Below are 26,470 nucleotides of genomic sequence, written 5' to 3' on the forward strand. Positions count from 1 at the left end.
ACTTTTCTTCCCGATATTTTTTCAACTTATCTCGCAATGTCCTCTCCCCGATGCCAATTGTTTGCGCCGTCCTCCTTTGATGACCGTTAAAAGCGGCAAGGTTATGAAGAATCACTCTTTTTTCGATTTCTTCAAGCGGTTCGCCAACATAGACAGGGATTAAGGTGTTGCCGAAAAATGCGTGCGAACTTTTTTGGATATCGGAAGGTAAATCAGCTTTCTGTATATAAGATTCATTCGTAAGCGCAATGGCCCTTTCAATCACGTTCTGGAGTTCCCGAATATTTCCTGGGAAGTCATATTGCTGTAAAAGCTGCAGCGCTTCATGGGAAATTCCTTCTACAGGTTTTCCCATTCTATCACCGATTTTGGCAATGAAGAATTCCAATAACAATGGAATGTCTTCTTTTCGTTCACGTAAAGCAGGAAGGTGAATCGGAATCACCTTTAATCTGTAATATAAATCTTCACGAAATCGATTTTCTTTTACTTCTTTGTCCAAGTCTCTGTTTGTCGCAGCAATGATACGGACATCGATGCTGACTTCTTCCATCCCTCCAACGGGCATTACCTTTCTCTCTTGTAGAACGCGCAAAATTTTCCCTTGCAGCGCCAAATCCATCTCACCGATTTCGTCAAGAAAGATTGTTCCTCCTTCCGCCAACACAAAAAGTCCATATTTCCGCTGTGTCGCCCCTGTAAATGCTCCCTTTTCATATCCAAATAATTCTGATTCCAACAGGTGAGTCGGAATGGCGGCACAATTAATGGCCTGAAACTTTTTATTTCTGCGCTTGCTTTGATTATGGATCGTTCTGGCGACAACTTCTTTGCCGGTTCCACTTTCGCCTTCTATGAGAATGTTAGAATCGATATCCTTCACTTTTTCGATTAGGGAGAAAATTTTGCGCATTGACAAACTTTCACCGATAAGGCCGTTCACTCCTGCCACCTTATCCAATTCTTCACTCAGCCATTTCACTTTGGACTGAAGCATATACACTTCTTCAGCTTTTTGCATCAGCACTTCCAATTCATCAATATGAAGAGGCTTTGTTGCATATGAAAACGCCCCCTTACGCATTGCTTCCACGGAAGATGGAATGGTACCATAGGCCGTCATCATGATGACGACTGTCGAGGGGGAGAGGCGCTTGATTTCTTCTAACACTTCCATCCCATTGTATTCCCCGATTTTCAAATCCAGCAAAACGATGGCGATTTCCGCTCTTTCAAGAAGTGGAAGCGCTTCACGTGGGTCTGTAAACGAATAAACATGATACTGGTCTTCCAATGCAAATGTTAGTGACTGACAAATGGTTGGCTCATCATCAATAATCATGATATCGTACATCGTCTTCACCCTTTCTGTATTAATGCCGTAAACAAATGGTCACTACTGTACCCTTTCCTACTTCACTTCTTGTCTCAATAGTACCATCGTTTTCTTTGACAAGCTTATATGAAATAGAAAGACCAAGCCCGACCCCGTTCGGTTTCCTGGTGTAAAACGGTTCAAAGATCTTATCAATGTCTTCTTCCGAAATGCCGATGCCTTCATCCTCGATTTCAACGACAGTGAACATATCCCGATAATATGCCCGAAAAATAAGGGTTCCCCCTATATTGGACGCCTGAACGGCATTGAGAATGACGTTCACCAGCACTTGTTTGATCTGCTGTGTATCTGCAGTTGCCTGAATGTCCCTAGCGAACTCACGAACAATACGCAGGTTTTTTTCTTTGATTTTTGGCTTAAGCAATAGCTCAATCCCTTTCATGGTCTCATTCAGCGAAAACGTGACAGGTTCTGATTTTTTAGGGCGGGAATAATCGAGCAAATCGTTAATTAATGTATTAAGTCTGGTAATTTCACTAGTGACCTGTTCGGAAAAGAATGTACGGAAATCTGCGCTTGCAAATTTTTTCGGCAGTAATTGTGTATAGGTAAGGATCGATGTTAACGGGTTTCTTATCTCATGTGCGATACCCGCCACAAGTTGTCCCAATGAACGTAAGCGATCATCCTGAGCCACTTTTCTCTCCAGCTGTTTTTGTTCCGTAATATCGAAAAAATTCAACACCGCACCTACATTTTCTCCCCCAATAGTCTGAATTGGGTACACGCTGTAAGTAATATACCTTTTTTTGCCCGCATTCGGATACCACAGCGTTTCCTTTTGTAAGAAAACTCTCTTTCTCTCTAACGCAGCCTTAATCTCCTTTTCCGGGATGAAACTGGTAATGGGCAGATCCTGAAAAGGTTTTCTAACAACATTACCGTCCAACTCTAAATAATCCATAGCCCTGACATTGATCATTGATACAAGACCTTGCTGATTCAGTGTAATAAGCGAACTGTAGGCACTGTTTAATACTTGCTGCTGAAAATGAATGTTTTCCTCAAGTAGCAGCATCTTCTCTTCCAAGTCTTTATTCACGTGCTCAATTTGCTCGGTTCGCTTAGCTACTACTCGTTTAAGGCTGAGATTCCACCATAAGATGAGAGAAATTACAATGAAGGTAATAAAAAGACCAATTTCCAAATACAACAGCGTTTTGCGTAGTCGTTGAGTATTCGGCAGGATATATTCCCCGAACCACTTTTTCTCTATCTTTTCATACGTCCCATCTTTCTTGATTTGGGAAATTGCCTGATTGAATAGTGTCAGCAACTCTTTATTTTTTGGCATCACAGCTACAGCATAATTTGTGGTGTCAAGTGATTCACCGACAATCTTAATGAGTGATTGCTGCTCATTTTTCTGTAGAAAATATTGACCCGTAATCCGATTTCCAATGAAAGCATCCACTTTTCCGTCGATCAACGACTGAACGGCTTCTTGTTGATTGTTAGTTTCCACCAATTGCAATCGATCTACTTTACTTAATAGACCGCTTGCAACATCACCTTTTTGTACAGCCACCTTCCGGCCTTTGAGATCTTCTATTTTTCGGATATACATGTTATCTTTCAACACAAAAATCCCTTGTGAACTTGTGAAATACGGAGCTGAAAAATCATAAATCTCTTCACGTTCCTGATTGTACTTCATGCCTTGAATTGCATCCACTCTACCAGAGCGCATAGCTTGTACTGCCTCGTTCCACGGCATAGGATAGTATTCGAACCTAATTCCAGTCTCGATGGAAATGGCGTTCATTATATCTACATTAAAACCGGTATAAACGCCCGAATCGCTCAAGTATTCGAAAGGTGGAAAGTTATTATCCCCTGCAACCCGTATCACTTTTTGGGCTTCCGAATGCACCGCAAAAGGAAAGAAACAGCCAAAGAAGAAAAGGAAGACGGTTATAACGGCACAGATAATATGTAACTTTCTCATCGCCTCACCCCTTTTTCCATATATACAGTTTTGTATCATTATTGTGTATATTTACAATGTACAAAGACTCTATCATGATAACTTTTTAAAGTATATAAGAAAAGCTAAAGTGCATTTCATAACACCATACATGGCAGAAAGTCGAATTACAATATATTTTTTTGAATACAAATGGATTGTAGATAATGTTCACTTATTCGGAAAAAAGAGGGAATCCTATTAACTTTTTTGATTTCAAGAATTTTTTTCCGTTCAGAACTTGCGTAAAAGCAATTGTGTTTTCGCCGTTCGCAAACTGTTTTCTCGCTAAAACAAACGTGAAACTGACTTTTTTACAAAGAAATCGCACCGTTTGTTTAAGCGTACTTTTACGAACGGTGCGAGTATTTCCCCTATGCCCTTCGATTTAAAGGGAAATCCCCAAAATATCCATTGGGGTGTAAAGGGCATTTAAACTTCAATGAATATTCTTACTTTATTGAAGCTCTCCTGGGACGGGTAATAACACCCTTTTAGCAAACATGGCTTCGGGAAAAAACCACGCGCCCCCCCCTAAAAAGGATATTTTTAAAGTGTAACCCTTGATATTAATCCTATTTGAATTTTATTAAATTTAACATGATCTTTTATCCAAATTAAAGAGCCAATCGATAACCGATTGACTCTTTATATATTTGGAATATATTTATTGATTACCTTTTTTGACCCATTCCGCAACTGTAACTGTACGTTTAGCTTGATGTTTTACAGCATCTTTTACATCCTCAATCATCTTACCATCTTGTCCGACTGTTACACTTGTTCCATATGGATTTCCGCCTGCACCAAATAGTACCGGATCCGAATAACCAGGAGTAGCAATGATAGCACTCCAGTGCATCATAGAAGTGTATAAGGATAACAATGTAGCTTCTTGACCACCATGTGGGTTTTGTGCAGAAGTCATCGCACTTACTACTTTATTCACTGTCTTACCGCTTGCCCAAAGCCCACCTTGGATATCGAGGAATTGTTTCATTTGTGATGGCATATTCCCAAAACGTGTTGGGACACTGAAGATAATAGCATCTGCCCATTCAAGGTCAGCTGATGTTGCGACTGGAACGTCTTTTGTTGCTTCGACAGTTGCTTTCCATACTTCATTTCCTTGTATAACAGATTCAGGAGCTAATTCTTGTACTTTTAATACTTTCACTTCAGCACCTGCTTCTTTTGCTCCCTCTTCAGCCCATTTTGCTAATTGATAATTCGTTCCACCCATACTGTAAAATACCACTGCTAATTTAACGTTTGACATATTTTCCAACTCCTTTGATTTACCAAATAATTTGTTTAAAAACCCCATAAATTACACCTTCTTTTTTAATGCAGATATCTTCTATAGTATCCCTCAGCATAGGCATAAATATTATTTGCTAGATAAAATCCATTTTGATTAATCTTTTTTCAAAATGGATTCTTACCTCAAATAGTTTTCCACTTTTCTTCGTAAATATCTGTTTCGTTTAATATTTTTCCTTTTATTCTTTGATGAATTCCTTTGTACTTCTCACTGTTTCAATTGGACGAACTAATTTTTCTATTTCTGAACGTTTAGGCTCTAAGAATGGAGGTAAAGATAATTTTTCACCAAGGGTTTCATAAGGTTCATCTCCCATGAAACCAGGACCATCTGTAGCAAACTCAAATAAAATTTGCGGTGCAACTCTTGCGTATAATGACTCAAAAAAGTGACGGTTTACATAACCGGATGTATGGAACCCAAAACTATTCATCCGTTCAATCCATTCTTCTAATACAGAGCGATCCTCTACACGTAATGCCGCATGGTGAACCGTACCAAAACCTTGCCGTGCTTCAGGAAGAATGGCATTATATTCCACGATGACCGAGGCACCATTCCCGCCTTCCCCCACTTCAAATAAATGAAATGCCCCTTCTTTATCTGTCTCTTTAAATAATAGGACTTTTTCCATCATTTCTTTAAAGTAATCAAAGTCCGCAATACGGACAAAAATCTGGCCTAAACCAGTAATTGCATATTCCAGTGGAATTGGACCTTTTTGCCATGGTGTTCCAGATTCCACCCCTTTGTTGAATTCATCTGAAATCAATTGATATTGCTGATCATCAAAATCAATGAAAGAGAGGGTTTTCTTGCCAAATTGCTCTTTGATGCCAGTATGTTTGACTTCTAAACGATCAAAACGTTTTACCCAATAGTTTAATGATTCATCACTCGGTACACGGAAAGATGTCTTTGAAATCTCGTTTGTACCATGTACGCCTTTAGGAATGCCGGGGAAATCAAAGAAAGTCATGTCTGTGCCTGCGCTGCCTTTATCATCTGCAAAGAATAAATGATAGGTTTGAATATCATCTTGATTTACCGTTTTTTTAACTAAACGCATACCTAAAACAAAAGTGAAAAATTCATAGTTCTTTTCTGCACTACTTGTAATAGCTGTTACATGGTGTATTCCTTTTAGACCGTTCATTATATATTCCTCCAAGATTTTAATTTAAGATTAAAGGTCGCAATTTTTCTTCGATTTCTTTGCGATTTGGCTCCAAAAATGGTGGAAGTGATAGTTTTTCCCCCATTGTTTCCATTGGTTCATCTGTCGCAAATCCTGGTGTATCCGTTGATAATTCAAATAATATACCATTGGGTTCCCTGAAATATAATGCCTTGAAGTAATACCGTTCCACTTTCCCTGAATTCGATAGGCTGTATTCTTTCAAACGCTCTGCCCATTGATCATATTCTTCCTCATTCGGAACACGGAAGGCAACATGGTGAACACCTCCACGACCTAAGCGGACTCTTGGCAAATCTGGTCTTGTTTCAATATGAACCTCCGTACCGCTGCCGCCTTCACCCGTTGCATAAATCAATATATCTGGATAATCCCCTTCAAGTGAAGGATAAGAACCGGTAAATCGAAAACCCATAACTTCTGTTAAAACACCAATCGTTGGTTCTGCAATTGCGACTGTAAGGGTAACAGGTCCTAAACCAATAATGGCGTGTTCCATTGGAATGTCATCCTTTTTCCAAGGAATACCCGCTCTCACACCTTTTTCAGCGTTATCGGCTACCAGTATTAAGCGGGTCCCCTCGAAATCTCTGAAAGCCAATGTTTCACGATTTGCTCTTTTTTGAATATCATCATGTTCAACCCCAAATTGTTTAAAACGTTCTTTCCAAAATAACAATGAATCTGACTTTCTAACCCTTAGTGATACGGTAGAAATATCTGAAGTTCCCCTGTATGTTTGCCCAAGATGAGGAATGTCAAAGAACGTAACTTCAGTTCCTGGGGTTCCTTCCGCGTCAGCATAGAATAGGTGATAGGATTCTGTATTATCTTGGTTAACCGTTTTCTTTACCAATCTCATTCCTAAAACTTTTGTATAAAATTCATAATTTTTTTCCGCTTTTCCTGTTAATATCGATACATGATGTAGTCCTAAGAGTTCCATCTCATTTCACTCCTGTCACAATATTTGTATACCACTCAGCTGCGGTTTCAACCTCTTCAATGGTGAATTGATGTTCCCTATTCCCCCAAGGAATCTAATAAAGATTGCATTTCAACTGATTTCAATGGTGATATTATTGGATCGTTTGTTCCAGTTAACCTAGCTACCTTATTTTGCCCATTTAAAATGGCTAACACATGTCGAATATTTTATTTTAAATTTAAACAATCTTTAATTTGAGGTATTTTAGAATAAAAATGAATCCAAAGCATATTGACCCGGGCCGATCAAGGCTATACCGATAGCAACTGCAAGCAACGTTAAGTTGTATTCATATCCATTAGCTGTTGCCCATAATCCATTTGGAGCATGCACTTTTACGATAGCCATTATCATAGTTCCCGCAATCATAATCCCTGCAAGTGGCGTTAATAGACCTAAAGCAAACAAAAGTCCCCCAATAAGTTCTGCTAACCCTGCGAAAAGAGCCATGGTTACTCCTGGTTTCATGCCAATGGATTCAAACCATCCACCTGTTCCTTTCAATCCATAGCCACCGAACCAACCAAACAACTTTTGAGCACCATGCCCAATGAACAATAAACCAATTACCAAACGAATAATTAATAAACCTATATTTATCATAGTAAAATCCCCCTAATATTTTTATCTCGAATTCGAGATATTATTTTAAAAAAAACACTTTAAACTTTATTCCTTACTTTTTTCAAAAGATTCACCAATGTCTCTACTTCACCAGAATTTAATGAAACATATCATCAACTAACTCATGATATTTCGGCATGATCTCATTCATCAGTTCATTTCCATCATCAGTTAATCTTACATGTATCATACGGCGGTCATCTGGACAGGCATTTCTGCTTAATACACCTCTTTGTTCTAGCTTATCTATAACATAGGTCATCGAACCACTTGAAATCAGTATGCAATTTCCAATTTGTTGAATTGTTTGTTTCCCTTTTTGATAAAGTACCTCTAAAACAGAAAATTCCGTAATACCAAGCTTGTTTTTTGCCACTTCTTCCTTTATTCGATCATGAATTGCTTTAGATGTTTGCATTAAGATCAGAAAGGGCAAATTGTTGCATTTCCTCTCCATTTACTCCACCCCCTTTAAAAATCTCGAATTAAATTATCTTGAATATGAGATAATAATAATGCTTATATTTTTTTTTGTCAATAACCTTTTTACTTTATTGAATTAAACTTCCTGGTTCCGGGACTTCCCAAGGTAATTCCTTCAGAAAACTGTTTAAACGCGGCAACAATCCATGCCAACTAAATCGGCCAATTCCAATGGACCCATTAGATGATTTTTTCCCAAAGGAAAAAAAGGAAGGTGAAAATCCTTCCTTTTTCTATATTTATAAGAGAGTTTGGTGCGACGATATTTATGAATACGTCAACATTTCTTAGTTTAAAACTTCAACTAGACTGGCGGACATAATGATTTGCCTGCCTATGGCCAAAGCAGTGTTAGATATTATTCGCTACATACGAAACTTGAACACCATGTATTTGACCTTGATGATTTGCCGCTGAAGTTGCGGGGGCATCACCCATTCTGCATGTGCTGGATTCGTGATGTCAGCACATTTTTCTAACTTAAATGATATGTTTGACTGTGTATAGTATACTTTTTGATTTTTTCCAAGCTTGGTTCATAGCCGATTCCTGGCAATTCCGGAACTTTGATTATTCCGTTTTCCACTGTAACTTCAGGGTCAATGATATCTTCTGCCCAGTAAAGGGAGGAAGCTGCGGTATCTCCCGGAAGAGTATAGTTTGGCAGTGAAGTGATGGCAATATTATGCGCTCTTCCAATGCCTGATTCCAGCATACCCCCACACCATAGCGGAATTTCATGTTCAAGACATAAATTATGGATTTTCTTGGATTCAGTCAAACCTCCGACACGGCCAATCTTAATATTAATGATTTTACAGCTGCCCAATTTAATAGCTTTCCTTGCATCCTCTAAGGAATGAATGCTTTCGTCCAGGCAAATAGGTGTTTTTAACCTTGACTGTAAATCTGCATGGTCAATGATATCGTTATAGGCAAGCGGCTGTTCAATCATCATTAATTTATAGTCATCCAAGGCGGATAGCCGGTCTATATCTTGTAAGGTATAAGCTGAATTTGCATCCGCCATTAGCGGGATTTCCGGATATACTTTTCGGACCTTGTCTATTAATTCAACATCCCAGCCCGGTTTGATTTTTAGTTTAAAGCGTTTATAGCCTTCACCGAGACGTGCTTCAATCATATCCAGGGTCGAATCGATCGAGTCCTTTATTCCGATGCTTACCCCCACTTCAATTTTCTTTTTTGTTCCACCTAACACACGTGAGAGGGAAGCACCTTGCTTTTTCGCATACAGATCCCAAACAGCACCCTCTATAGCTGCTTTTGCCATATAATTGCCACGTATATGGGAGAAATATTTTTCAGAGAGTTCATCCGGATGCTTGATTTCATTTTTAAGGATAATTGGAATTAGATAATCCTCGAGTATATGCCAGTTTGTTTTTAGGGTTTCTTCATTATACAGAGGGTCGAGCATCGCAACCGATTCTGCCCAACCGGAAATGCCATCATCGCTTTTTGCTTCTACAAGGATGAAATCCCTATTGTATTCCGTCCCAAAGCTAGTTGTAAAAGGTTCAAGCAAGTCTAGTTTCAGATGCCTTAGAATAACTTGTTTAATTTTCACTTGGAAATTCTCCTTTTGTGATAAAACTGTTAAAAGACACAGTCTTACCAATTTTTTATTAAATAGGCTGACAGCAGCCTGAAGTTACGTTATTAAAATCCTCCTGCTTATTTCCTTGTCAGCACATAAAACTGAACGGGAATTTCCGTCATGGAATTCTTTATAAAATCTGTTACCTCCCATCCTTGCTGAAATAAATCGGTAAATGTGTCCCTAGTTTTCATCCGCCATTCAGTGGCTGCTTGACTATTTGTGACCCTTATTGTTCTGAAGTCCTTTGGAATGGCCACAAAAGCAGTATCCCCATTTTGTTCAGGCAGCGGAAGAGTGAAGGATGGAACAGGCAATCCCTTTTCATTGGTCTCCCATTGAATAAGCGAGTTTTCTATCGCAAAGTCCAGCGGAATTCCCCGTCCACTAGAATCCGTTGTCTCCTTTTTACCAATATGCCATTCGACAAGAAAGCGGTCAGATGGAATTCCGCTGTTTAAAAGATCTTCCATTTCACCATAGCAGTTTGCGATATATGTGGAACAGACCCCACCAAGCTTGGCTATATTCAAATACCCATTAATACTTTCCAAAGGATCGTATGTCCAGGTAATAAGGGAAAAGCCGAGCTTTAACGCTTCCTCACGTTGGGCTAACTTTAACTTCTCCCCTATTCCTTTGTTGCGAAATTGCTCATCTATTCCTAGAATATGTGAACAAAGATAGGCTGTTTGCCCATTGAATCCCGGAAAGCTATACTGAAATCCAATAAGCTTCTCCTCGCAATATGCTCCTAGAACCAAACCACCGTTTTTTACAGCTGTGATGGTTTGGTGTGTGGGGATTGAGTCGTTTTCTCCCCAAATGGCGGATTCTAGCTTTCTTGCGTCCTCTAGCTCTTCAATTCGATCAAGAGAGCGAATTGCAATTTCCTGTGTTTTCTTCATGTCCAACCTCCTAGGAAAAGCTCAAGCGCCTTGATCACCGCAACATAAGATGAACAAATAATTTCCACTGCCGACGGCTTGTCGTTACTAGGCACTGGAGCTATCATTTATGTTTTAACAATATATTTCTACTTTTTTGACAACAGAAATTATTCCACTTTGCTGAAATCAGCCTCTTGCATTGAAATCATTTTTGTTCGCTTTACGATTTTATAACCTAGAAAAGCCAGGAAAAATAAAGGAAGCCCGATATAAGAAATTAAAATTCCATACCAGTCGATCTCAGGGCCGAAAAAAGCAGAGTAATTTTGTCCCAGGATAGCCGTAACACATAAAAATGTCGCTAATATTGGACCGAATGGGTACCATTTTGATACATAAGGCAAATCTTTCAAATCTCTTCCTTGTGCAATGTATGCCTTCCGGAATCGATAATGTGTAATCGAAATTCCTAACCAGGATAAAAAGCCGGATAATCCTGCAGCATTCAATAACCAAGTATAAATCGAGCCTTCTCCGAAAAAAGAGGTCAGGAAAGCTGCCATCCCAACGATGGTAGAAAAGTACACAGCGTTAACTGGAATGCCGCCTGAATTCACTTTTTTTAGAAACGAAGGGGCTTTGCCTTCTTTCGCCAGCACCCAAAGGACGCGAGAAGCCCCATACATGGCGGAATTGCCTGCAGAAAGAACAGAAGTAAGAATGACCACATTCATAACCGATGCAGCAATCGCAAGTCCTGCGTTTTGAAAAACTAAAGTGAAGGGACTTACCGCAATATCTTCTATATCCGAGCTTAACAAACGCGGATCATTATAGCTGATTAAAAATCCAATCACGATTATCGCCAATACATAGAACAAGAGCAGTCTCCAGAAGATTTGCTTAATGGCCTTGGGTATATTTTTTCTCGGATTTTCACTCTCGCCGGCCGCAATTCCTACTAACTCGGTGCCTTGGAAGGCAAATCCAACCACCATAAAGACACTTATAACGGATAAAAAGCCTCCTTTAAACGGTGCCTCTCCTTTGGTGATATTTTCAAAACCTACGGCATCCCCTCCCATGATTCCTACAATCATTAATAACCCCACTACTATAAAAATGATAATCGTCAAAACCTTTATAATGGCAAACCAGAATTCGGATTCTCCATATCCTTTTACCGATAAAATATTCAGGCCAAATATGAGGGCAAGAAATAATGCGCTCCAAATGATGCCTGGAACAGAAGGCAGCCAATATTTCATGATCAGGGAGGAAGCCGCCAATTCCAACGCGACTACGATTGCGTTGTTATACCAATAGTTCCATCCGATCGCAAATCCTAAAGCTGGATCGACAAACCTTGATGTATAGGTACTAAAAGAGCCTGTTATTGGAATCAGGGCGGCCATTTCGGCTAAGCTTGTCATCAGGAAGTAAACCATGATCCCGGCAATTATATAGGCAGCTACAGCTCCTCCGGGACCCGCAGTATGTATAATGGAACCGCTTGCTAAAAATAGCCCCGTTCCAATGGTTCCGCCAATTGCAATCATGGAAAGATGCCTTGGTTTGAGTTTGCGCTCCAGTTGTTTTCCATCAGTAGCTGTTTGGTCCCCGGTTTGTGATGTTTGTGCGGTATTTTCCATAAAACACCCCTTCATTAATTTTTTTAGTAAAAAATTTTATTCTCCTGCCGCCAACATTACTGTGTTAATTAAAATTTTCGTTCCATAAATTAGTGCTTGCAAATTAAACTTCATATCCGGATGATGCAGACCAGGCGTTAAATCGCAGCCTAACCCTATCATGGTTGCTGTTATATCAGGATTTTCGACTGTATAAAAATGAAAATCCTCTCCTCCTTGAGAAATGCAGACTGGAGCGACATTTTCCCTCCCAAGGATATCTCCAATGGCGGCCTCAGCCAGCTTGATGGCTTTTTCATGCAAACTCGCAGCTGGGACGAATTCTTCCGCAGACCAGGAGATGGATGTTTCAGTTTGTTGCATTGTCTGGTCAAAAGCTTCCTCTGATAAGCGGTTTAGTTCATTCATTACATCATTTGATTGAGCTCTGGCATCAATTGCAAAGACAGCTGTTTCCGGGATAACGTTTGATGCATTGTTGTTTGTTTGAAATTGAGTCATTTTGATGGAATAAGGAGTTTCGGTAACTAGATTAATCTGCTGTAATTTTTGGATAAGCAAAGCTGCTGCCTCGATGACATTTATTCCATCTTGCGGTCGGGATGCATGGGCTTGTAAACCTTTGATTGTTCCCCTTATCGTTTCGGCAGAGCCATGGACAATGACGGGGGAAGCTTTCATATAAGGAACCTCCGTACTGGGTCTTACATGTACCCCGAATAAATATGTAACATCCTCCAATGCTCCATCATTGATCATTTGAAGAGCGCCTTCCCCTTTTTCTTCCGCAGGCTGAAATATGAATCGGAGAGTGTGTTTAGGCCGGATTCCACTGGAGGCAATGGCCAATGCTGTATATAAAACCATTGTGCTATGTGCGTCATGTCCACATGAATGATTGGCCTTCACAACTCCATCTACTTCCTGAACAAGCGCATCCATATCAGCCCTTAATGCCACAACTTTTTTTGAGATGCCTGGAATCTCGGCAATGATTCCATGATGGCTCTGAAATGTTTTTGTGGTCATTCCCGCTTTCCTAAGAGATTTTAATATATAGCAAGACGTTCTTTCCTCCTGCCAGCTTGGCTCAGCCAAAGAATGCAGCTCATGGTAGGACTTTATCAATGATTCTTGATGCTGATCAATATATTGAATCGGGTTCATAATGATGCCCCCCCTCCTTTACATGGATTTTAACTTTATCAAAGACTCATTCATTAAACACTTCATAACTTGAATATAGCCTTTCTAATTTTTGCTGATGGGTATGGATCCGTTTTTCGTCTTTTTGATGTATGCCTGCAATAACCAAGTCCAATAAGCTAATGACGGAAGCGATTGAATTGGTTCCGGTTTCTGCGTTTTCTTCAGTAGTCAATGCAATATCAGCGATGCGGCCAACGGGTGACAGAAGGCGGTCTGTAACTGAAATTAAACAAACTCCTTGTTCTTTGGCACACTCAGCAACTTTTAATGTTTCATTCGCATACCTCGGAAAGGAAAAAACGACTATCACAGACTTGTCAGTGAAGTTACAAAACTTTTCATAGAAGTCACCTGTTGGTGAACATAAACTTACATTTTCCCTTAATGAACTAAGCGTATAGGAGAACCAATAGGCGGCGGCATGGGAAATGCGATGCCCTGCAATTAATATTTGGTCAGCCTGGATCAAGACATCGACTGCTTTCCATATATCCTGAACGTTCGTATGATCTAATAGATGTCTTAAAATATGAACTTCGTTTTCTATCACTTTGGTAAATGGATCTTGCTTGTCATCAAAGCGGAGAATGGAATCCTTGTTGGAAATGTCTATATGATTTTGGTGCAGCAGCTGTTTTTGAATTCTGGCCTGCATTTTACTAAACCCTTCAAATCCTAATGAATAGGAAAACCGGATGACCGTCGTTTCACTAACTTCCGCTTCCCGACCAATTTGAAATGCCGTTTTAAAGGCGGCTTCATCCAAATTTTCAATCAGGTAAGCAGCAACTTTTTTTTGACCTGCCGATAATTGGTCAAATTTTTCCTTTACTAATAATTTAAAAGGAAGATGTTCCAAAATATTACCCCTTTCCGACGAATTAAATACTTCTTATTATTAAAATAACGAAGGCAATCCTTCTTTGATTTATACACTATCACAATTTAATTAGAAAATGAAGAATGTTTTTGATTTTTCCGATAATTAATCACTCTAAATTTCAATCAGATAATAGGCCATTGAGATAATAAGCAAAAAAACTATTAGTAGGTAGGCAAATTCGATGAAAAGCCATTTTGCCTAAAGTTTTTCTAAAAAACATTCCAGTTAATTTCAGATATCCGCTCTCTTCTTCGTATTTTTTTACTTTATTTGTAAACTTAACAACTTCATTGACATTTAACATCAAGATGTATGTTAGAATATTCTGTAGTTTCAACTTACTCAAGGGGGGGTAATTTAATGGGGAAATCACATAAAGGGCATGAACTTTTACAAGTTTTAACAGAGGGGAAACAACCTCCGAATTGTGATCTAACATTACAGATTGAAGCAAATTATGCCCAGGATGGAATTGCGAGAGGTGTATGGAAAGTAGATGAAAAGTTTATTAACGGAATTGGCGTAGCAATGGGTGGATTTGTCACTTCTGCAGCAGATATCATGATGGCTTATGCGATATCCTCTAAATTAAGTATCGGACAATCCTTCGCATCCATTGATTTACATACTACCTTTCATCGACCAGTGAGATTAGGAGACGTACAGGTTGAAGCAAAAGTAGACCGAATCGGAAAAAAAACTGCTTATGTACTCGCAGATTTATTTCAAAATGATAAAAAAGTGGCAAGCGTTGTGTCATCAGTTATGATCCTTTAAACTAGATAAAAAAGCATGTTGCACAAAAAGTCCTTCGTAACATGCTTTTTTCATTTAGACACTTCGATAAAATCAAAAACTTCCACAAGATTCACCGCTTCGCCAAATCACCTCATTGTAAATTTACCATTTTGAATTTTATTAGGATAGCCCCATCATCAAACAAACCATCGCAGCACAGGGCTTTTGAGATCCATGGTGAATAGACCGTAATCAATGACGACCATTTCATCATTCTCGTTATATCCGACATTCTCTAAACGCAAATCTATTGGTATAATACCGTGCCTCAGTAATTTTAATTCCACCTTGAACAGTTTCGTATATTCCTTGATTACAAACGGCACCTTCGTGTCCACCTTTTTCATGATAATCCAGCCCGTCCCATGCTCCTTAACCGGACATAAATACTTTTTGACTTCCTCATTACAGTTATTATATATATAAGCTTCATTTGCATTGCTCATTAATCCTACTTCTGACAATGCAATTTTTAAAATATAGCCATTATTTAAATCATAGACGACCCGGTTAAAACCATGCCCGATCATTTTATACTTGAACTTTAGCGTTTTTCTGGCGGTAGATACTATTTGTCCAGCGGTTTTATAAATTTGGAATATCCCTATTTGAGATATCCAGGACTCAATGGCTTTCATCTCTTGCTTGGACAGTATTGTACTTTTATTCGGCTGATGTATCCTTTCCTTACCATTTTTAATTGGCCACATTCCCTAAACGTCTCCTTTTTAAAAAATTTGTTACTAGGGAGATGGGTTTACTTGGATGAAAAAACAATAGAAGAATAAATGCTTGTTCTCATTTTTTCAAGATTTCCCCCTCGTTATACGATATGCCTTTACTATAAAACGGCTTGTACTGTAGCTGAGGAAACTAGAAAAACCTGCTTATTTTTGAGTCTTCTTAAATTAGGCCAAAAATCCCGGGATTGGTTTTCAAGGCCAAATCCCAGGTTTTATTCCTTTCCATATTGTTTTCGTTTTTTGACAGGCATACGTCGCCTTTTCATCTACTATGCTAATAAGTCAACATCTTTTGGTTGCTCCATATGATGATTCTTTTTAATGGACAGCGCAGCAATTATTGAAATGGCGGAACAAGCAATCAAGAACCAAAATGCCCCATTGTAAGATCCTGTAAGGGTGATGATAAAGCCCATGACAAGAGGTGATATGAAACCTGCGGCCTGTGCCCCCATATTAATTACACCCATTGCGGAACCGATAACCTTTTTAGACATGATTTTATGCGGCAAAGCAAAAGCAACTGTAAAGGCAAAGCTTTTAAAGACCATACAAAGATTCAAATAAACCATTGCAGCTACTAAGGAGGTCGATGTAAACATCAAATATAGGAATATCCCAGACATAAGCATGCCAAATGCCGCATAATATTTTTCCAAATTATTAAAAAACCTGTCAAGAAGCCATCCACTGAACAACATGGCAACTCCCGTTGAGATACCCGGTAATGCTGCATAAAAACCCATGGACAGCAGATCCATTCCTCTAGCTTCCATCAAATAAGATGGAATCCAGGAGGAAAGTCCCCAATTTACTATTCCGGCAGCAAACCACATGACAGTTATTTTCCACAATCCGGAATTCATCAGCAATTCCTTCATTGGAACACTAGTGTCTTTTAATGGAGCAGTACTTTCTTTTGGTTTAAAATATACCCAGAAAGCTATCGTTAACAATATTCCTAGCAATCCGATTACATAAAACATGTTTCTCCAGCCCATAAATAAAATCATCGGCGCAGCCACAAGCGGGGCAAGTGCCATCCCAAAGTAATTGGATGACATCAAGTAAGCAGAAGCCTTTGGCCTTTCATCCCGGGGAAAATAATCCGCTAGCCCTTTTTGGGAAGCAGAAGGATATCCTCCTTGACCGAGCCCGAAAAGAAAACGTATGACGAGTAACGAAATAAGAGACCAGGCAAAACCGGTAAATACGGTAAAAACAGACCATACAATGATGGACCATATTAAGACTTTTCTCGAACCCAGTTTATCTGTTAGCCATCCTCCTGGTATTTGCATGATGGCATAGGATAAGAAGAAGCTACTCAAGATTGCCCCGACAGCAGCAGCATCCAAATTAAATTCTTCCTTAATAGATACAACAGCCACACTCATGACCATCCGATCCAAGTAATCAACCAGATAGCCAACAAACAGCAAAAATAATATAAAGTGCTTATTTTGGGACCCTCCAATGTAACGCTTCATCTTATTCCTCCCTTTTTCTACTAATCCTTCTTTTTTCTTTCCATATGCAAATTAATGCGTATTATCTATCGATCCTGAAATGTTGCCACTTTATTTATTTTTGAACTTTGGAACCTTCTAATTACCTTCCCATATCGTGCTCCTGTGTATTCCCCATGATAAACGGTTAATTTTCCATTTATATAGACCACATGTATGCCTTCAGGCTCTAATAGCGGCTCTTCAAATGTTGCTCGATCTTTAATTTTTTTGGGATCAAATATAACAATATCTGCCTGATATCCCTCTTTAATTAACCCCCTATCCTTTAATCTCATTAGCTGCGCAGGAGCTCCTGTCATTCGACGAATCGCTTGTTCAAGCGTCAAGGCTCCTTCTTCCCTAACATATTTGCCTAATACTCTCGGAAATGTCCCGTGTAATCGTGGATGCGGCTTACCACCAAAAATCCCATCAGATCCCACCATTTGCAGCGGATGACACATACTCTGCAAAACATCTTCCTCAAAGCCCCAATGAATGACCATCGCTACATTCCCTTTTTCCTCAATAAGAATATCAAATGCGGCATCTTCAGGGGATTGCTGCCTGATTTCTGAAATTTCAATCATATCCTTACCTTCTAAGCATTTATTAGAACCCGTTTGAACGGAGGTAATCATGATATTTTTCCAGCCACAATTCAAAACCCAATTTTCATAATCTGTGTTTGTTTTAAATTCATCAGAGATTCTTTTTCTGAATTCTGGAATACTCAATCGTTTCAGCGTTTCTTCCGTTCCGCCTGCATGCATCCAAGGTGGAAGTATGGCATGAAAAACGGTTGAAGCTGCTGAATATGGGTATTGATCAAAGGTAATTTCAATACCTTCCTGTCTAGCGGCATTCATCTTGTCCAGTGCTTTCTTAAATTTATCCCTGTTTCCTTGGCCAATTATCTTAAAATGAGAAATATGTAATCTTACACCGGATTGTCTGGAAACATCTATGACTTCATCCAAAGCTGATAAAGAGTGAATGCTTTCATTCCGGATATGGACAACGAAACAGCCATCATATTTCGCGGTACCCTTGCATATTTCAATCAATTCTTCCTTATTGGAGAAAACATTTGGGGGATATACCAACCCTGAGGACAAGCCTACTGCTCCCATACGCATTCCTTCCTCGACCAGCAAACGCATTTTTTCCAATTCTTGTTTAGTGGCCACCCTATCTTCAAACCCCATGACCAAGGAACGAACCGCGCCATGGGGTACCAGGTAAGCTGCGTTGCCTATCATTTTTGACTTTTCCAGAAATGAAAAATATTCATCAATGCTATTCCATGGCCACTCCCCAATATCGCCATTCAGTCCACTTAATTGTTTTTTCCATAACGGCTTTGTTTTTTCTGATACAGGAGCAACAGAAATACCATCCTGGCCAAATAATTCTGTAGTCACACCCTGAAGTGCCTTTATTTTATGAACTTCTGGAACAGTGCAAAGTAAATCGGAATGAACATGAGGATCAATAAATCCTGGTGAAACTGCCAACCCATTGGCATCTATAGTTTGCCCAGCCTGTTCGCTGCTTAAATTCCCCATTAAAGTAATTCTTCCATCCTCGATTCCAATGTCCGTTTTCGTCCAAGGGTTCCCTGTTCCATCATAAACCCTTCCATTTTTTATAATCACGTCTAGCATTTGACCACATCCTCTATATATTATTTAGACTAATTGATGATTTAAAATAGAATCAAAAGGGTAAATCGGTCTGCTTATATTCTTGTAATCAAAGGTTGATAACTTCGCACTGCTTAACCCAGGCGAGTCAACCGTTATGATTTCTTTAGCAATAGGCATGAAGGCTGCGCGAAAATGGTGAGATGATTTCAAACCAACAATACTTGATTTCTCAACATCTATTCCATGAAGAAGGAAAATTTGTTCATCAAAGGTCTGGGAATTAACAGAGCATACAATGATATCCACACTACCAACCAATAATCTTGCGCTTCTCCCCAGGTTCACCTTGCTTCCATTCCACATCGGTGAGGACTGAATAAACTTGCCATCAGATAGGCTTTTTACATAAGCTGATATTTTTAGAGGGTTACCATGTAAACGATCTGTTTTACCGCCTAATTCGACATGAATTAGGGACCCCACACCTTCTTTATGGGCCACTTTTGCTACTTCTGGATCAAAAATAAACCCAAAGCAGCTATTTGGAATGTTTGCTTCTATCATTTCCTTCAATAAAAAGGTGCCATCACCTGGTGTACCAGCACCAGGGTTATCAGATGCTTCATTAATGATGATGGGCATTTCATTTCGGGAGAAAGCATATGAAATGGCTTTCTTTGGTGACGGTAATATTGGATAAAAATCATCTTTCTTTTCAAAAATTCTAGCAGCTATATCATTTGATATTTTTTGTGCTAGAGAGGGTTCATTATTCGTAATGGTAATTACCGAAACTCCTGCGTGAGGGATATCTGAATATGGAAAGCCATGGAATAAGGTACAATCAAGGACCTCGGGATGCTTTTCCCATTCCTCGCACCATTCATTGATTTCTTTAATTGGAGAAAAGTAGGAGGTTGTAGTAGGAATTAGTAATGGTAATTTAGATAGAGCCATTTCCGGGTTAACTTTCCCTTGAATCATGCGAGCGGTTATATCAATCGCTTCTATCCCCCTTTCATAGGAATCCGTATGAGGGTAATCTATATTGCCGAGCAGTACATCTGCTTTTTCAACCATGGTTTCCGTAATATTACCATGGAGGTCCAAAGCAGCTACTATTGGTACTTTTGAACCCAAAACGCTTCTTAATTCCGATAGGATCTCTCCTTCAATATCGTCAACTCCTTCTGCTACTCCTGCTCCATGAAGAAATAGACAAATCCCATCCAATTTTCCAGAATTCATGATACTTGATATTAATAGATTTTTTGCTTTTTGAAACGTTTCCTGTGTTATCGTTCCTGAAGGATTGGCCATGGCTGCAAAGGTTGGCACAATTTCAATCCCCAGCTCTTCTCCCCGATCGATCATCCCACCCAAATAATCCAATACACCAGTATGCCTATCGAGAAGTTCCTCTCCCTGGGTCCATTCCCATACTTTAAATAAGTCGACTGTCGTTCTTACTCGAGAAAACGTATTCGTTTCATGTGCCAACTGACCGATTGCTATTCTCATAAAAGTTCCCCTTTCTTCACTATTAATAAATAAAACCTTATCTGACTGACTCCCTGGAAAATTGGAATTCATATAGCTGTCGGGGTCTCCCTCGGTTTATGGGCTGTTCCTCACCCACGATGACAGCTAGATTCGAATTTTCAAGGGTATTCAGGATTCTCCTTGCGCTCCTTATGGTCAAACCCAGTCCGTTAGCAAGATCATTTGCTGTGATGCATCTATTGCCAAAGCACTCACAAAAGGAAAGTAATTTGTTTATGGTTGCAATACTGAGCCCAGCCGTTTTTGCTAAATTCATTAGATGTGGGTCATCACTCCGCAAGGAATATTTCAATCTCCCCTCTTTTCCGACAGGTCCAAAAACCGTTCCATCCATGTCAACCACAAAGCAACTCGGTTTATTAAGCCTCGCTTTCATAAGTGCTTTACGGGCACTAACCTCCGCTTCGTTTGCTGTATATCCAAATCCTATTCCGATGGTGGTCTCTACATCGATTTTCATGGCTATCTCATCTAATAGCGGAGCTTTTTTATATTTGTGGGTAGTCCTTTCAATGGCGCCCCGAGTAGTTATAAATCGGACTTCATCTCGTTCTGACCAGTCAAAAATAGCCTGGGCCTCTTCACAAAAATCGATAAGAAGATTTTGAAGTGCTGCTTTTTTTCGCTGTTCTCCATATTCTGATATGGACTTTTTGAAAGAAGAAAGCAAGTTATTAAAATGCAGGATTCCAATGGCAATTTGTGTATCGCTTTGAAGTAAGGCCTTCCCCTCCAAGAGAACATTATTCAAACTAGATCGAATGGCGGACATTGTAGGGAGGACCCTGAATACTAGTACCCCTAGCCCTTTTAACGATTCGTATACAGATTTAACACATGTAACGGCCACCTGAGTTTGATCATTTTTCCATAATTCATAATGAAAATGAACCAATTCATCCGCTTTGTGATCAGCTTTCAGAAACATCTTTTCTGGATATATTTCTAAATCCTCAAAACACTCTTTTACTTCTCTATTTGGCAATGTGTCTATACTAATCCTTAACGGTTCCTTGATTGGATTAAAAGAAGTTTCAGTAATGATCTTAAAAAGTGTTCGATACAAAGATGTTCCTGTTGAGGGGATAAAAACCATTGGCTTTGTAATATTTTGATTCTTTACCATTTGATAAGGAATGGTGCCTAAAAAGAATAAAACATCCGCCTCGTCGACTCTTCTCCTAATCACATCTATTGTTTCCTGTTCATGTGTATAAGGTGCAGGTAACATGGTAATGTCAGAGTACGATCGGCCGATGGTAAACACTAGTTCTACTAAATCTATAGGACCTATTACTAATACTTTTGTATTCATTTGATCCTCCACTTTCATTTTTCAAATAATACTGAATAGTAAGTTTTTATTATTGTTTATAACTTTAACTATCAAAATAATAAAAGTAAATGTCTGTTAATGGACCGAAATACGTTTTTTTAAGCGGTCAGTTATTTAATCGATTTTTCTCCACTCCTTTTGCAATAGAGAATACTATATCGTCGTGCCTGGCCCATTATTGATCTATTATCCATATCATACGTTACTGGGCGATATTGGAGAAAAAATGTCTATTTGCCGCATATCATTGTTTATCAAGACCTACATTAAAAAAATATAGATAAATTAAAGGACATAACCTATTTGTTATATCAAATAGGTTGTGTCCTTTATTCTTTAAAAATCGAGCTCGATTGTGAAGAATGTCTAAAGTAATTTATAAATTTGAATTTGTTGCCATACAATTTTATAATTGTATGAAAAAAGGATGAGGATTGTGCCTATTAATTCGTTTGAAGAATATCCAATGACATGGAAGCCGACATTAAATCGAGAAGATAGACCGATTTATCAGGCATTAGCTAAGCAGTTAGAATCTGACATTAAAGAGGGACGCTTAGTTCCAGGCACAAAACTTCCCCCGCAAAGAGAGTTAGCAGACTATTTGGATGTGAATCTAAGTACAATCTCAAAATCATTTAAATTAGCTGAGTTAAAAGGACTGATTAGTGCAATCATTGGCAGTGGAACTTATGTTTCATATGATGCGATTTCGAACGCATACTTGCTTTCAGAAGAAAAGCCAAAACATTTAATTGAAATGGGCGCAATGCTACCAGATCGTGTATCATACGGACCTTTACATGACCTACTGCAATCCATGTTACAAGAATCCGATTGTGCGAGATGGTTTGGGTACAGTCGGCCAGGTGATTCGATCTGGCAAAAAGATGCAGGCGTCAAATTATTAAAACATGCCGGTGTTGAAACGACTAGAGAGCATGTCTTACTGGCTAATGGCTGACAAAATGCCATCACCGCAACACTTGCAGGTCTTTGTCAGCATGGAGACCGGATAGGTGTCGATCACCATACATATCCAGGGTTAAAGACAGCTGCCGCGATGCTGGGCATCCAGCTTGTCCCGATTCGGTCAGAAACTGATGAAATGAGTCCGGAAGCACTTCTGTATGCATGCAAAAACGAAAACATTAAAGGCTTATATATTATTCCGGATTACCAGAATCCGATGACGTATACAATGAGCATCGGTACTCGAAAGGCGATTGCGGAGATTGCCATAAAGTATAATTTATTTATCATTGAAGATGGAATGTATCATTTAACCCAAGACAAAGTATTGCCTGCCGTAGCGACATATGCACCTGAGCATTCGATTTATATAGCGAGTTTATCGAAATCGATGGCACCTGGACTCCGCCTTGCTTATGTGGCAGTTCCTTTGAAATTCCTGGATTCTACTCGAAAAGCTCTTTATAACTTAAATATTTCCGTATCGCCACTACTTGCGGAGTTAACAGCACGAGCAATTGTATCGAGTCAACTTGAAAACATTGTTGCACTTCATAAAGAGGAAACTAAAGCTCGCACTCTACTGGTCAATCATTATTTAGATAAGGAAAATTGTTTAGGCGGAGAAACAGGGATTTTTCGCTGGTTACATCTGCCGAACCATTATACAGGGGACCAATTTGAACAATTAGCTGCAGCACAAGGTGTACAAGTTTATAGTGGAGGGCGATTTGCGGTAGGTAATGTCGCACCGGCAAATGCCGTGCGTTTGGGGATTTGTGCGCCAGAAACGAAAGAGGAACTTGAAAAAGCGCTTATTATACTTAAAAAAATAATTGAAACGTGAAAGGAATATTGTTTGCCATACAATTATAATATTGTATGGTTTTTTATGTACGTGTTATGATAATTCAAATTTAGCGGCAGGATATCATGCCTCGATACAGTAAAGAAAACGAAACAGCTAATGATTGTTAAACAATATGATTAAAAGGAGCATTTAGAAATGCAAAACAAATTTGCAAAGAGAGCTAGTTTGGTTAAATCTTCTGAAACGCGTGAAATCTTAAAGGTCACAGAACGGCCAGAAGTGATTTCTTTTGCAGGAGGTCTCCCGGCTCCGGAACTGTTTCCCATGGTGGAACTGAATGTGGCATGTGAAGCCGTTCTTAAAGAAGATGGCCCTGCTTCCCTTCAATACAGTATAACAGAAGGATATATCCCGCTTAGAAACGCGATCATTAAGCGGATGGATGCGATCGGTATTCAAGCCCATTTACAGCAAATCGTGATTACATCAGGGTCCCAGCAAGCTATTGACCTGACAGGAAAGCTCTTTCTTGACGAAGGGGATACCATCATTTGCGAAAGCCCTACATACCTGGCTGCGGTCAATGCCTTTAAAGTATACAATGCCAACTTTGTAGAAGTAGAGATGGATGAAGACGGCATGATGATGGACGCACTGGAGAAACGGCTTCAGGAGAATCCCCAGGCAAAATTCATTTATACCATTCCCGATTTTCAAAACCCGACAGGCCGAACGCTCAAGCTTGAAAGAAGAAAAAGGATGATCGAGCTCGCCAGCCAGTATGATGTTTTGATTTTGGAAGATAATCCGTACGGAGCTATCAGGTTTTCTGGAACTGCACTTCCGCCAGTAAAATATTTTGATACAGAAGGCCGGGTCATTTATCTGAGCACCTTTTCGAAAATCTTCACACCGGGACTTCGGCTTGGCTGGATTTGTGCGGATGAAGTATTTATTGAAAAATACGTGGCATTTAAGCAGATAGCAGACTTACACTCTGACAGCTTTGCACAGCGGATCACGGCTAAATATATGGAACTTTATGATATAGAGGCTCATATTGAAAATATTAAAGCCGTATACAAAGAAAGATGCATAACGATGATTTCCTGCATCGATCAATTTTTCCCTGAAAACATCTCATACAGCAAGCCGGAAGGCGGGTTATTTATTTGGGTAGAGCTTCCTGCTTCTGTTGATTCAAGTAAAATCTTTGTGGAGTGCTTGAAAAATAATGTGGCCATTGTTCCTGGTATTCCATTTTTTCCAAATGGTACACAAAAGAACACATTACGGCTAAATTACTCGAATACAACGAAAGAACAAATTAGGGAAGGTATAAAACGTATTGGTGAGGTCTTACATCATGAATTAAAGCAAGAACAACATTCTTCTTAAGCAATGACAAGGCAGCCTAGCTTCTGTCATTGCAGCTCTATATGAAGGAATGCTTAACTTGTCACTTTCAAAATCTATTAATAGAAAAAATAGGGGGAATTATGATGCCATTATCAAATACAAAATTAAACACTTGGAAGCCATTTTCAACATCACCGCCACCACCGTTTACTCCATTTGTTAAAACAGTACTGAATAAGCTTATATTAAAAAAACAGATTAAGAATCTGTGAAATATAAGCTGTTTCGCAGATTCGAAGGAGTAGACGATGAAATCTAACATTCAGTTTATATTATCAATGATAATCTTTGGTACGATCGGTTTAGTGCAAAGATACATTGATTTATCTTCGAGTGAAACAGCTTTACTAAGTAGTTCAATCGGATGTCTATTTTTGATGTTCGTATTTTTTATGATGAAAAAATCCATTTCATGGAAATCGGTGAAAACTAATGCTTCCACCCTATTTCTTTCTGGTATTGCATTAGGAGGGAATTGGATTTTTCTCTATCAATCTTACGATTATACAACAATCACTAACGCAACATTAGGGTATTACTTTGCACCTGTGTTTGTCATGATTCTCTCACCAATTATCCTTAAGGAACAATTACCTATCAAAAAGATTGTTTGTATTGGTGTTGCGATATTAGGTATGTTATTGATTGTTGGAAATGGCATAAGTGCATCTGGAAAAGGTGATCTGCTTGGGATCTTTTTTGGATTAGTTGCAGCCGCATTTTACGCTGCATTAATGTTATTAAATAAATTCATTCAAAACATGGCCAAGTTAGAGATTACCATGATCCAACTTGGAACAACTGCTTTGCTGCTATTACCATATGTGCTTATTACTGAGGGATTTAGTATCTTGGAAGTATCCAGATCATCCATTCCCTTTATAATACTATTAGGGATTGTTAACACTGGTATTGGATTTTGGTTATTTTTTTCAGGTATGCAAAAATTAAAAGGACAAAGTATTGCTATGTTAAGCTATGTAGATCCATTTGTAGCGATACTGATTTCTGCTCTTATCTTGCAAGAGCAAATGACATTTGTTCAAATGCTTGGTGGTATATTGCTTTTAGGTTCAACATTTGTTAGCGAAAATAAATCAATAAAACTTTCAAAACCAACCCGAAAACAACAGTTTTAAGCTTCTTACCTCATTTTTTTAGATTGTCAAGGTCATTTTTTCCAATTTATTTTAATGGGACTCACTTTTACAGCACTTACAGGTCTTTGGTACTTACTCTATAGCGTACTAATACGACAGCTAAGAATGGTCCTAAAAAGAGAGAGTGTTAATAGTGCCATAGAAGGTATTTCGGGTACAGTATTATTAGTATTCGGTATAAGGTTATTCTTAGAAGAATAACTTTGATGATTATTAATTTGAGAAATAATCAATCTAATATATGGTTGATTATTTCTCTTTGGCATTTATG

At 38.9% G+C, this 26,470-nt stretch carries 20 protein-coding genes and 3 pseudogenes; 5 read left to right on the forward strand and 18 right to left on the reverse strand.

The genetic code is table 11. From position 1 onward, the window contains the following. From N0M92_RS19815 to N0M92_RS19875, 13 genes and pseudogenes are all read right to left on the reverse strand, one after another. Positions 1-1,354: sigma-54-dependent transcriptional regulator (locus N0M92_RS19815; RefSeq protein WP_260287454.1), on the reverse strand; the 1,354-nt coding region annotated here is incomplete at its 3' end. A gap of 19 nt (positions 1,355-1,373) precedes the next feature. After that, positions 1,374-3,347 (reverse strand): transporter substrate-binding domain-containing protein, encoded by a 1,974-nt coding sequence (locus tag N0M92_RS19820; RefSeq protein ID WP_260287455.1) that lies wholly within the window; start codon positions 3,345-3,347, stop codon positions 1,374-1,376. 685 nt (positions 3,348-4,032) lie between these two features. Continuing rightward, positions 4,033-4,644: an NAD(P)H:quinone oxidoreductase gene (gene wrbA, locus N0M92_RS19825; protein WP_260287456.1), complete on the reverse strand. Its 612-nt coding sequence runs from the start codon at positions 4,642-4,644 to the stop codon at positions 4,033-4,035. Between the two features lie 223 nt (positions 4,645-4,867). Then, complete coding sequence (locus N0M92_RS19830) at positions 4,868-5,845, reverse strand: ring-cleaving dioxygenase (RefSeq protein WP_260287457.1); 978 nt, start codon at positions 5,843-5,845, stop codon at positions 4,868-4,870. A 19-nt stretch (positions 5,846-5,864) separates the two neighbouring features. Continuing rightward, the gene (locus N0M92_RS19835; RefSeq protein ID WP_260287458.1) at positions 5,865-6,833 is read right to left on the reverse strand and encodes a ring-cleaving dioxygenase; all 969 of its coding nucleotides are present in this window, start codon (positions 6,831-6,833) and stop codon (positions 5,865-5,867) included. 246 nt (positions 6,834-7,079) lie between these two features. Next, positions 7,080-7,478, reverse strand: a complete 399-nt coding sequence (locus N0M92_RS19840; RefSeq protein ID WP_260287459.1) for a DoxX family protein — start codon at positions 7,476-7,478, stop codon at positions 7,080-7,082. A 118-nt stretch (positions 7,479-7,596) separates the two neighbouring features. Next, the gene (locus N0M92_RS19845) at positions 7,597-7,956 is read right to left on the reverse strand and encodes a MarR family winged helix-turn-helix transcriptional regulator (RefSeq protein WP_311202581.1); all 360 of its coding nucleotides are present in this window, start codon (positions 7,954-7,956) and stop codon (positions 7,597-7,599) included. Positions 7,957-8,333: 377 nt separating this feature from the next. Beyond that, positions 8,334-8,432: pseudogene (locus N0M92_RS19850) on the reverse strand (hypothetical protein); the annotation flags it as partial. A 25-nt stretch (positions 8,433-8,457) separates the two neighbouring features. Next, positions 8,458-9,573, reverse strand: coding sequence for an o-succinylbenzoate synthase (gene menC, locus N0M92_RS19855; protein WP_260287460.1), 1,116 nt, complete (start codon positions 9,571-9,573; stop codon positions 8,458-8,460). Positions 9,574-9,680: 107 nt separating this feature from the next. Continuing rightward, complete coding sequence (locus N0M92_RS19860) at positions 9,681-10,511, reverse strand: GNAT family N-acetyltransferase (RefSeq protein WP_260287461.1); 831 nt, start codon at positions 10,509-10,511, stop codon at positions 9,681-9,683. 149 nt (positions 10,512-10,660) lie between these two features. Continuing rightward, the gene (locus N0M92_RS19865; protein WP_260287462.1) at positions 10,661-12,145 is read right to left on the reverse strand and encodes an amino acid permease; all 1,485 of its coding nucleotides are present in this window, start codon (positions 12,143-12,145) and stop codon (positions 10,661-10,663) included. A gap of 36 nt (positions 12,146-12,181) precedes the next feature. Further along, positions 12,182-13,312 carry an amidohydrolase gene (locus tag N0M92_RS19870; protein WP_260287463.1) on the reverse strand — a complete coding sequence of 377 codons (1,131 nt, stop codon included), beginning with the start codon at positions 13,310-13,312 and terminating at the stop codon, positions 12,182-12,184. Positions 13,313-13,358: 46 nt separating this feature from the next. Beyond that, entirely contained in the window at positions 13,359-14,213 is an 855-nt protein-coding gene (locus tag N0M92_RS19875; protein WP_260287464.1) for a MurR/RpiR family transcriptional regulator, read from the reverse strand. 384 nt (positions 14,214-14,597) lie between these two features. Here N0M92_RS19875 and N0M92_RS19880 point away from each other — a divergent pair, with 384 nt between their 5' ends. Further along, a complete protein-coding gene (locus N0M92_RS19880) occupies positions 14,598-15,014 on the forward strand; it encodes a PaaI family thioesterase (protein ID WP_260287465.1) in 417 nt (138 codons plus the stop codon). Between the two features lie 158 nt (positions 15,015-15,172). Here the strand turns inward: N0M92_RS19880 and N0M92_RS19885 are convergent, their stop codons facing one another. From N0M92_RS19885 to N0M92_RS19905, 5 genes are all read right to left on the reverse strand, one after another. Next, positions 15,173-15,745: a hypothetical protein gene (locus tag N0M92_RS19885; protein ID WP_260287466.1), complete on the reverse strand. Its 573-nt coding sequence runs from the start codon at positions 15,743-15,745 to the stop codon at positions 15,173-15,175. Positions 15,746-16,047: 302 nt separating this feature from the next. Continuing rightward, positions 16,048-17,268 carry an MFS transporter gene (locus tag N0M92_RS19890; protein ID WP_260287467.1) on the reverse strand — a complete coding sequence of 407 codons (1,221 nt, stop codon included), beginning with the start codon at positions 17,266-17,268 and terminating at the stop codon, positions 16,048-16,050. Between the two features lie 65 nt (positions 17,269-17,333). Continuing rightward, a complete protein-coding gene (locus N0M92_RS19895; RefSeq protein ID WP_260287468.1) occupies positions 17,334-18,956 on the reverse strand; it encodes an N-acyl-D-amino-acid deacylase family protein in 1,623 nt (540 codons plus the stop codon). A gap of 24 nt (positions 18,957-18,980) precedes the next feature. Continuing rightward, positions 18,981-20,459, reverse strand: a complete 1,479-nt coding sequence (locus N0M92_RS19900) for a M81 family metallopeptidase (RefSeq protein ID WP_260287469.1) — start codon at positions 20,457-20,459, stop codon at positions 18,981-18,983. A 37-nt stretch (positions 20,460-20,496) separates the two neighbouring features. Then, on the reverse strand, positions 20,497-21,816 hold the full coding sequence (locus tag N0M92_RS19905; RefSeq protein ID WP_260287470.1) for a helix-turn-helix domain-containing protein: 1,320 nt from the start codon (positions 21,814-21,816) through the stop codon (positions 20,497-20,499). Positions 21,817-22,273: 457 nt separating this feature from the next. Between N0M92_RS19905 and N0M92_RS19910 the strand changes: the two are divergent. The 4 genes and pseudogenes from N0M92_RS19910 to N0M92_RS19925 form a co-directional block, all read left to right on the forward strand. After that, a pseudogene (locus N0M92_RS19910) lies at positions 22,274-23,656 on the forward strand (aminotransferase-like domain-containing protein). Positions 23,657-23,815: 159 nt separating this feature from the next. Further along, the gene (locus tag N0M92_RS19915; protein ID WP_260287471.1) at positions 23,816-25,018 is read left to right on the forward strand and encodes an aminotransferase-like domain-containing protein; all 1,203 of its coding nucleotides are present in this window, start codon (positions 23,816-23,818) and stop codon (positions 25,016-25,018) included. Positions 25,019-25,287: 269 nt separating this feature from the next. Continuing rightward, complete coding sequence (locus N0M92_RS19920) at positions 25,288-26,178, forward strand: DMT family transporter (RefSeq protein WP_260287472.1); 891 nt, start codon at positions 25,288-25,290, stop codon at positions 26,176-26,178. Continuing rightward, a pseudogene (locus tag N0M92_RS19925) lies at positions 26,157-26,400 on the forward strand (LysE family translocator); the annotation flags it as partial. The gene N0M92_RS19920 and the pseudogene N0M92_RS19925, both read left to right, overlap by 22 nt. Positions 26,401-26,470 lie beyond the last annotated feature (70 nt).

The organism is Peribacillus aracenensis (genome assembly GCF_025175645.1).
Lineage (GTDB): Bacteria > Bacillota > Bacilli > Bacillales > DSM-1321 > Peribacillus > Peribacillus aracenensis.

Bases quoted from the DNA above. Each gene is read 5' to 3' on its own strand.
- N0M92_RS19820 (WP_260287455.1), bottom strand. From the start codon at position 3,347: ATGAGAAAGTTACATATTATCTGTGCCGTTATAACCGTCTTCCTTTTC.
- wrbA (WP_260287456.1), bottom strand. From the start codon at position 4,644: ATGTCAAACGTTAAATTAGCAGTGGTATTTTACAGTATGGGTGGAACG.
- N0M92_RS19830 (WP_260287457.1), bottom strand. From the start codon at position 5,845: ATGAACGGTCTAAAAGGAATACACCATGTAACAGCTATTACAAGTAGT.
- N0M92_RS19835 (WP_260287458.1), bottom strand. From the start codon at position 6,833: ATGGAACTCTTAGGACTACATCATGTATCGATATTAACAGGAAAAGCG.
- N0M92_RS19840 (WP_260287459.1), bottom strand. From the start codon at position 7,478: ATGATAAATATAGGTTTATTAATTATTCGTTTGGTAATTGGTTTATTG.
- N0M92_RS19845 (WP_311202581.1), bottom strand. From the start codon at position 7,956: ATGGAGAGGAAATGCAACAATTTGCCCTTTCTGATCTTAATGCAAACA.
- N0M92_RS19860 (WP_260287461.1), bottom strand. From the start codon at position 10,511: ATGAAGAAAACACAGGAAATTGCAATTCGCTCTCTTGATCGAATTGAA.
- N0M92_RS19865 (WP_260287462.1), bottom strand. From the start codon at position 12,145: ATGGAAAATACCGCACAAACATCACAAACCGGGGACCAAACAGCTACT.
- N0M92_RS19870 (WP_260287463.1), bottom strand. From the start codon at position 13,312: ATGAACCCGATTCAATATATTGATCAGCATCAAGAATCATTGATAAAG.
- N0M92_RS19880 (WP_260287465.1), top strand. From the start codon at position 14,598: ATGGGGAAATCACATAAAGGGCATGAACTTTTACAAGTTTTAACAGAG.
- N0M92_RS19885 (WP_260287466.1), bottom strand. From the start codon at position 15,745: ATGTGGCCAATTAAAAATGGTAAGGAAAGGATACATCAGCCGAATAAA.
- N0M92_RS19890 (WP_260287467.1), bottom strand. From the start codon at position 17,268: ATGAAGCGTTACATTGGAGGGTCCCAAAATAAGCACTTTATATTATTT.
- N0M92_RS19895 (WP_260287468.1), bottom strand. From the start codon at position 18,956: ATGCTAGACGTGATTATAAAAAATGGAAGGGTTTATGATGGAACAGGG.
- N0M92_RS19900 (WP_260287469.1), bottom strand. From the start codon at position 20,459: ATGAGAATAGCAATCGGTCAGTTGGCACATGAAACGAATACGTTTTCT.
- N0M92_RS19905 (WP_260287470.1), bottom strand. From the start codon at position 21,816: ATGAATACAAAAGTATTAGTAATAGGTCCTATAGATTTAGTAGAACTA.
- N0M92_RS19915 (WP_260287471.1), top strand. From the start codon at position 23,816: ATGCAAAACAAATTTGCAAAGAGAGCTAGTTTGGTTAAATCTTCTGAA.
- N0M92_RS19920 (WP_260287472.1), top strand. From the start codon at position 25,288: ATGAAATCTAACATTCAGTTTATATTATCAATGATAATCTTTGGTACG.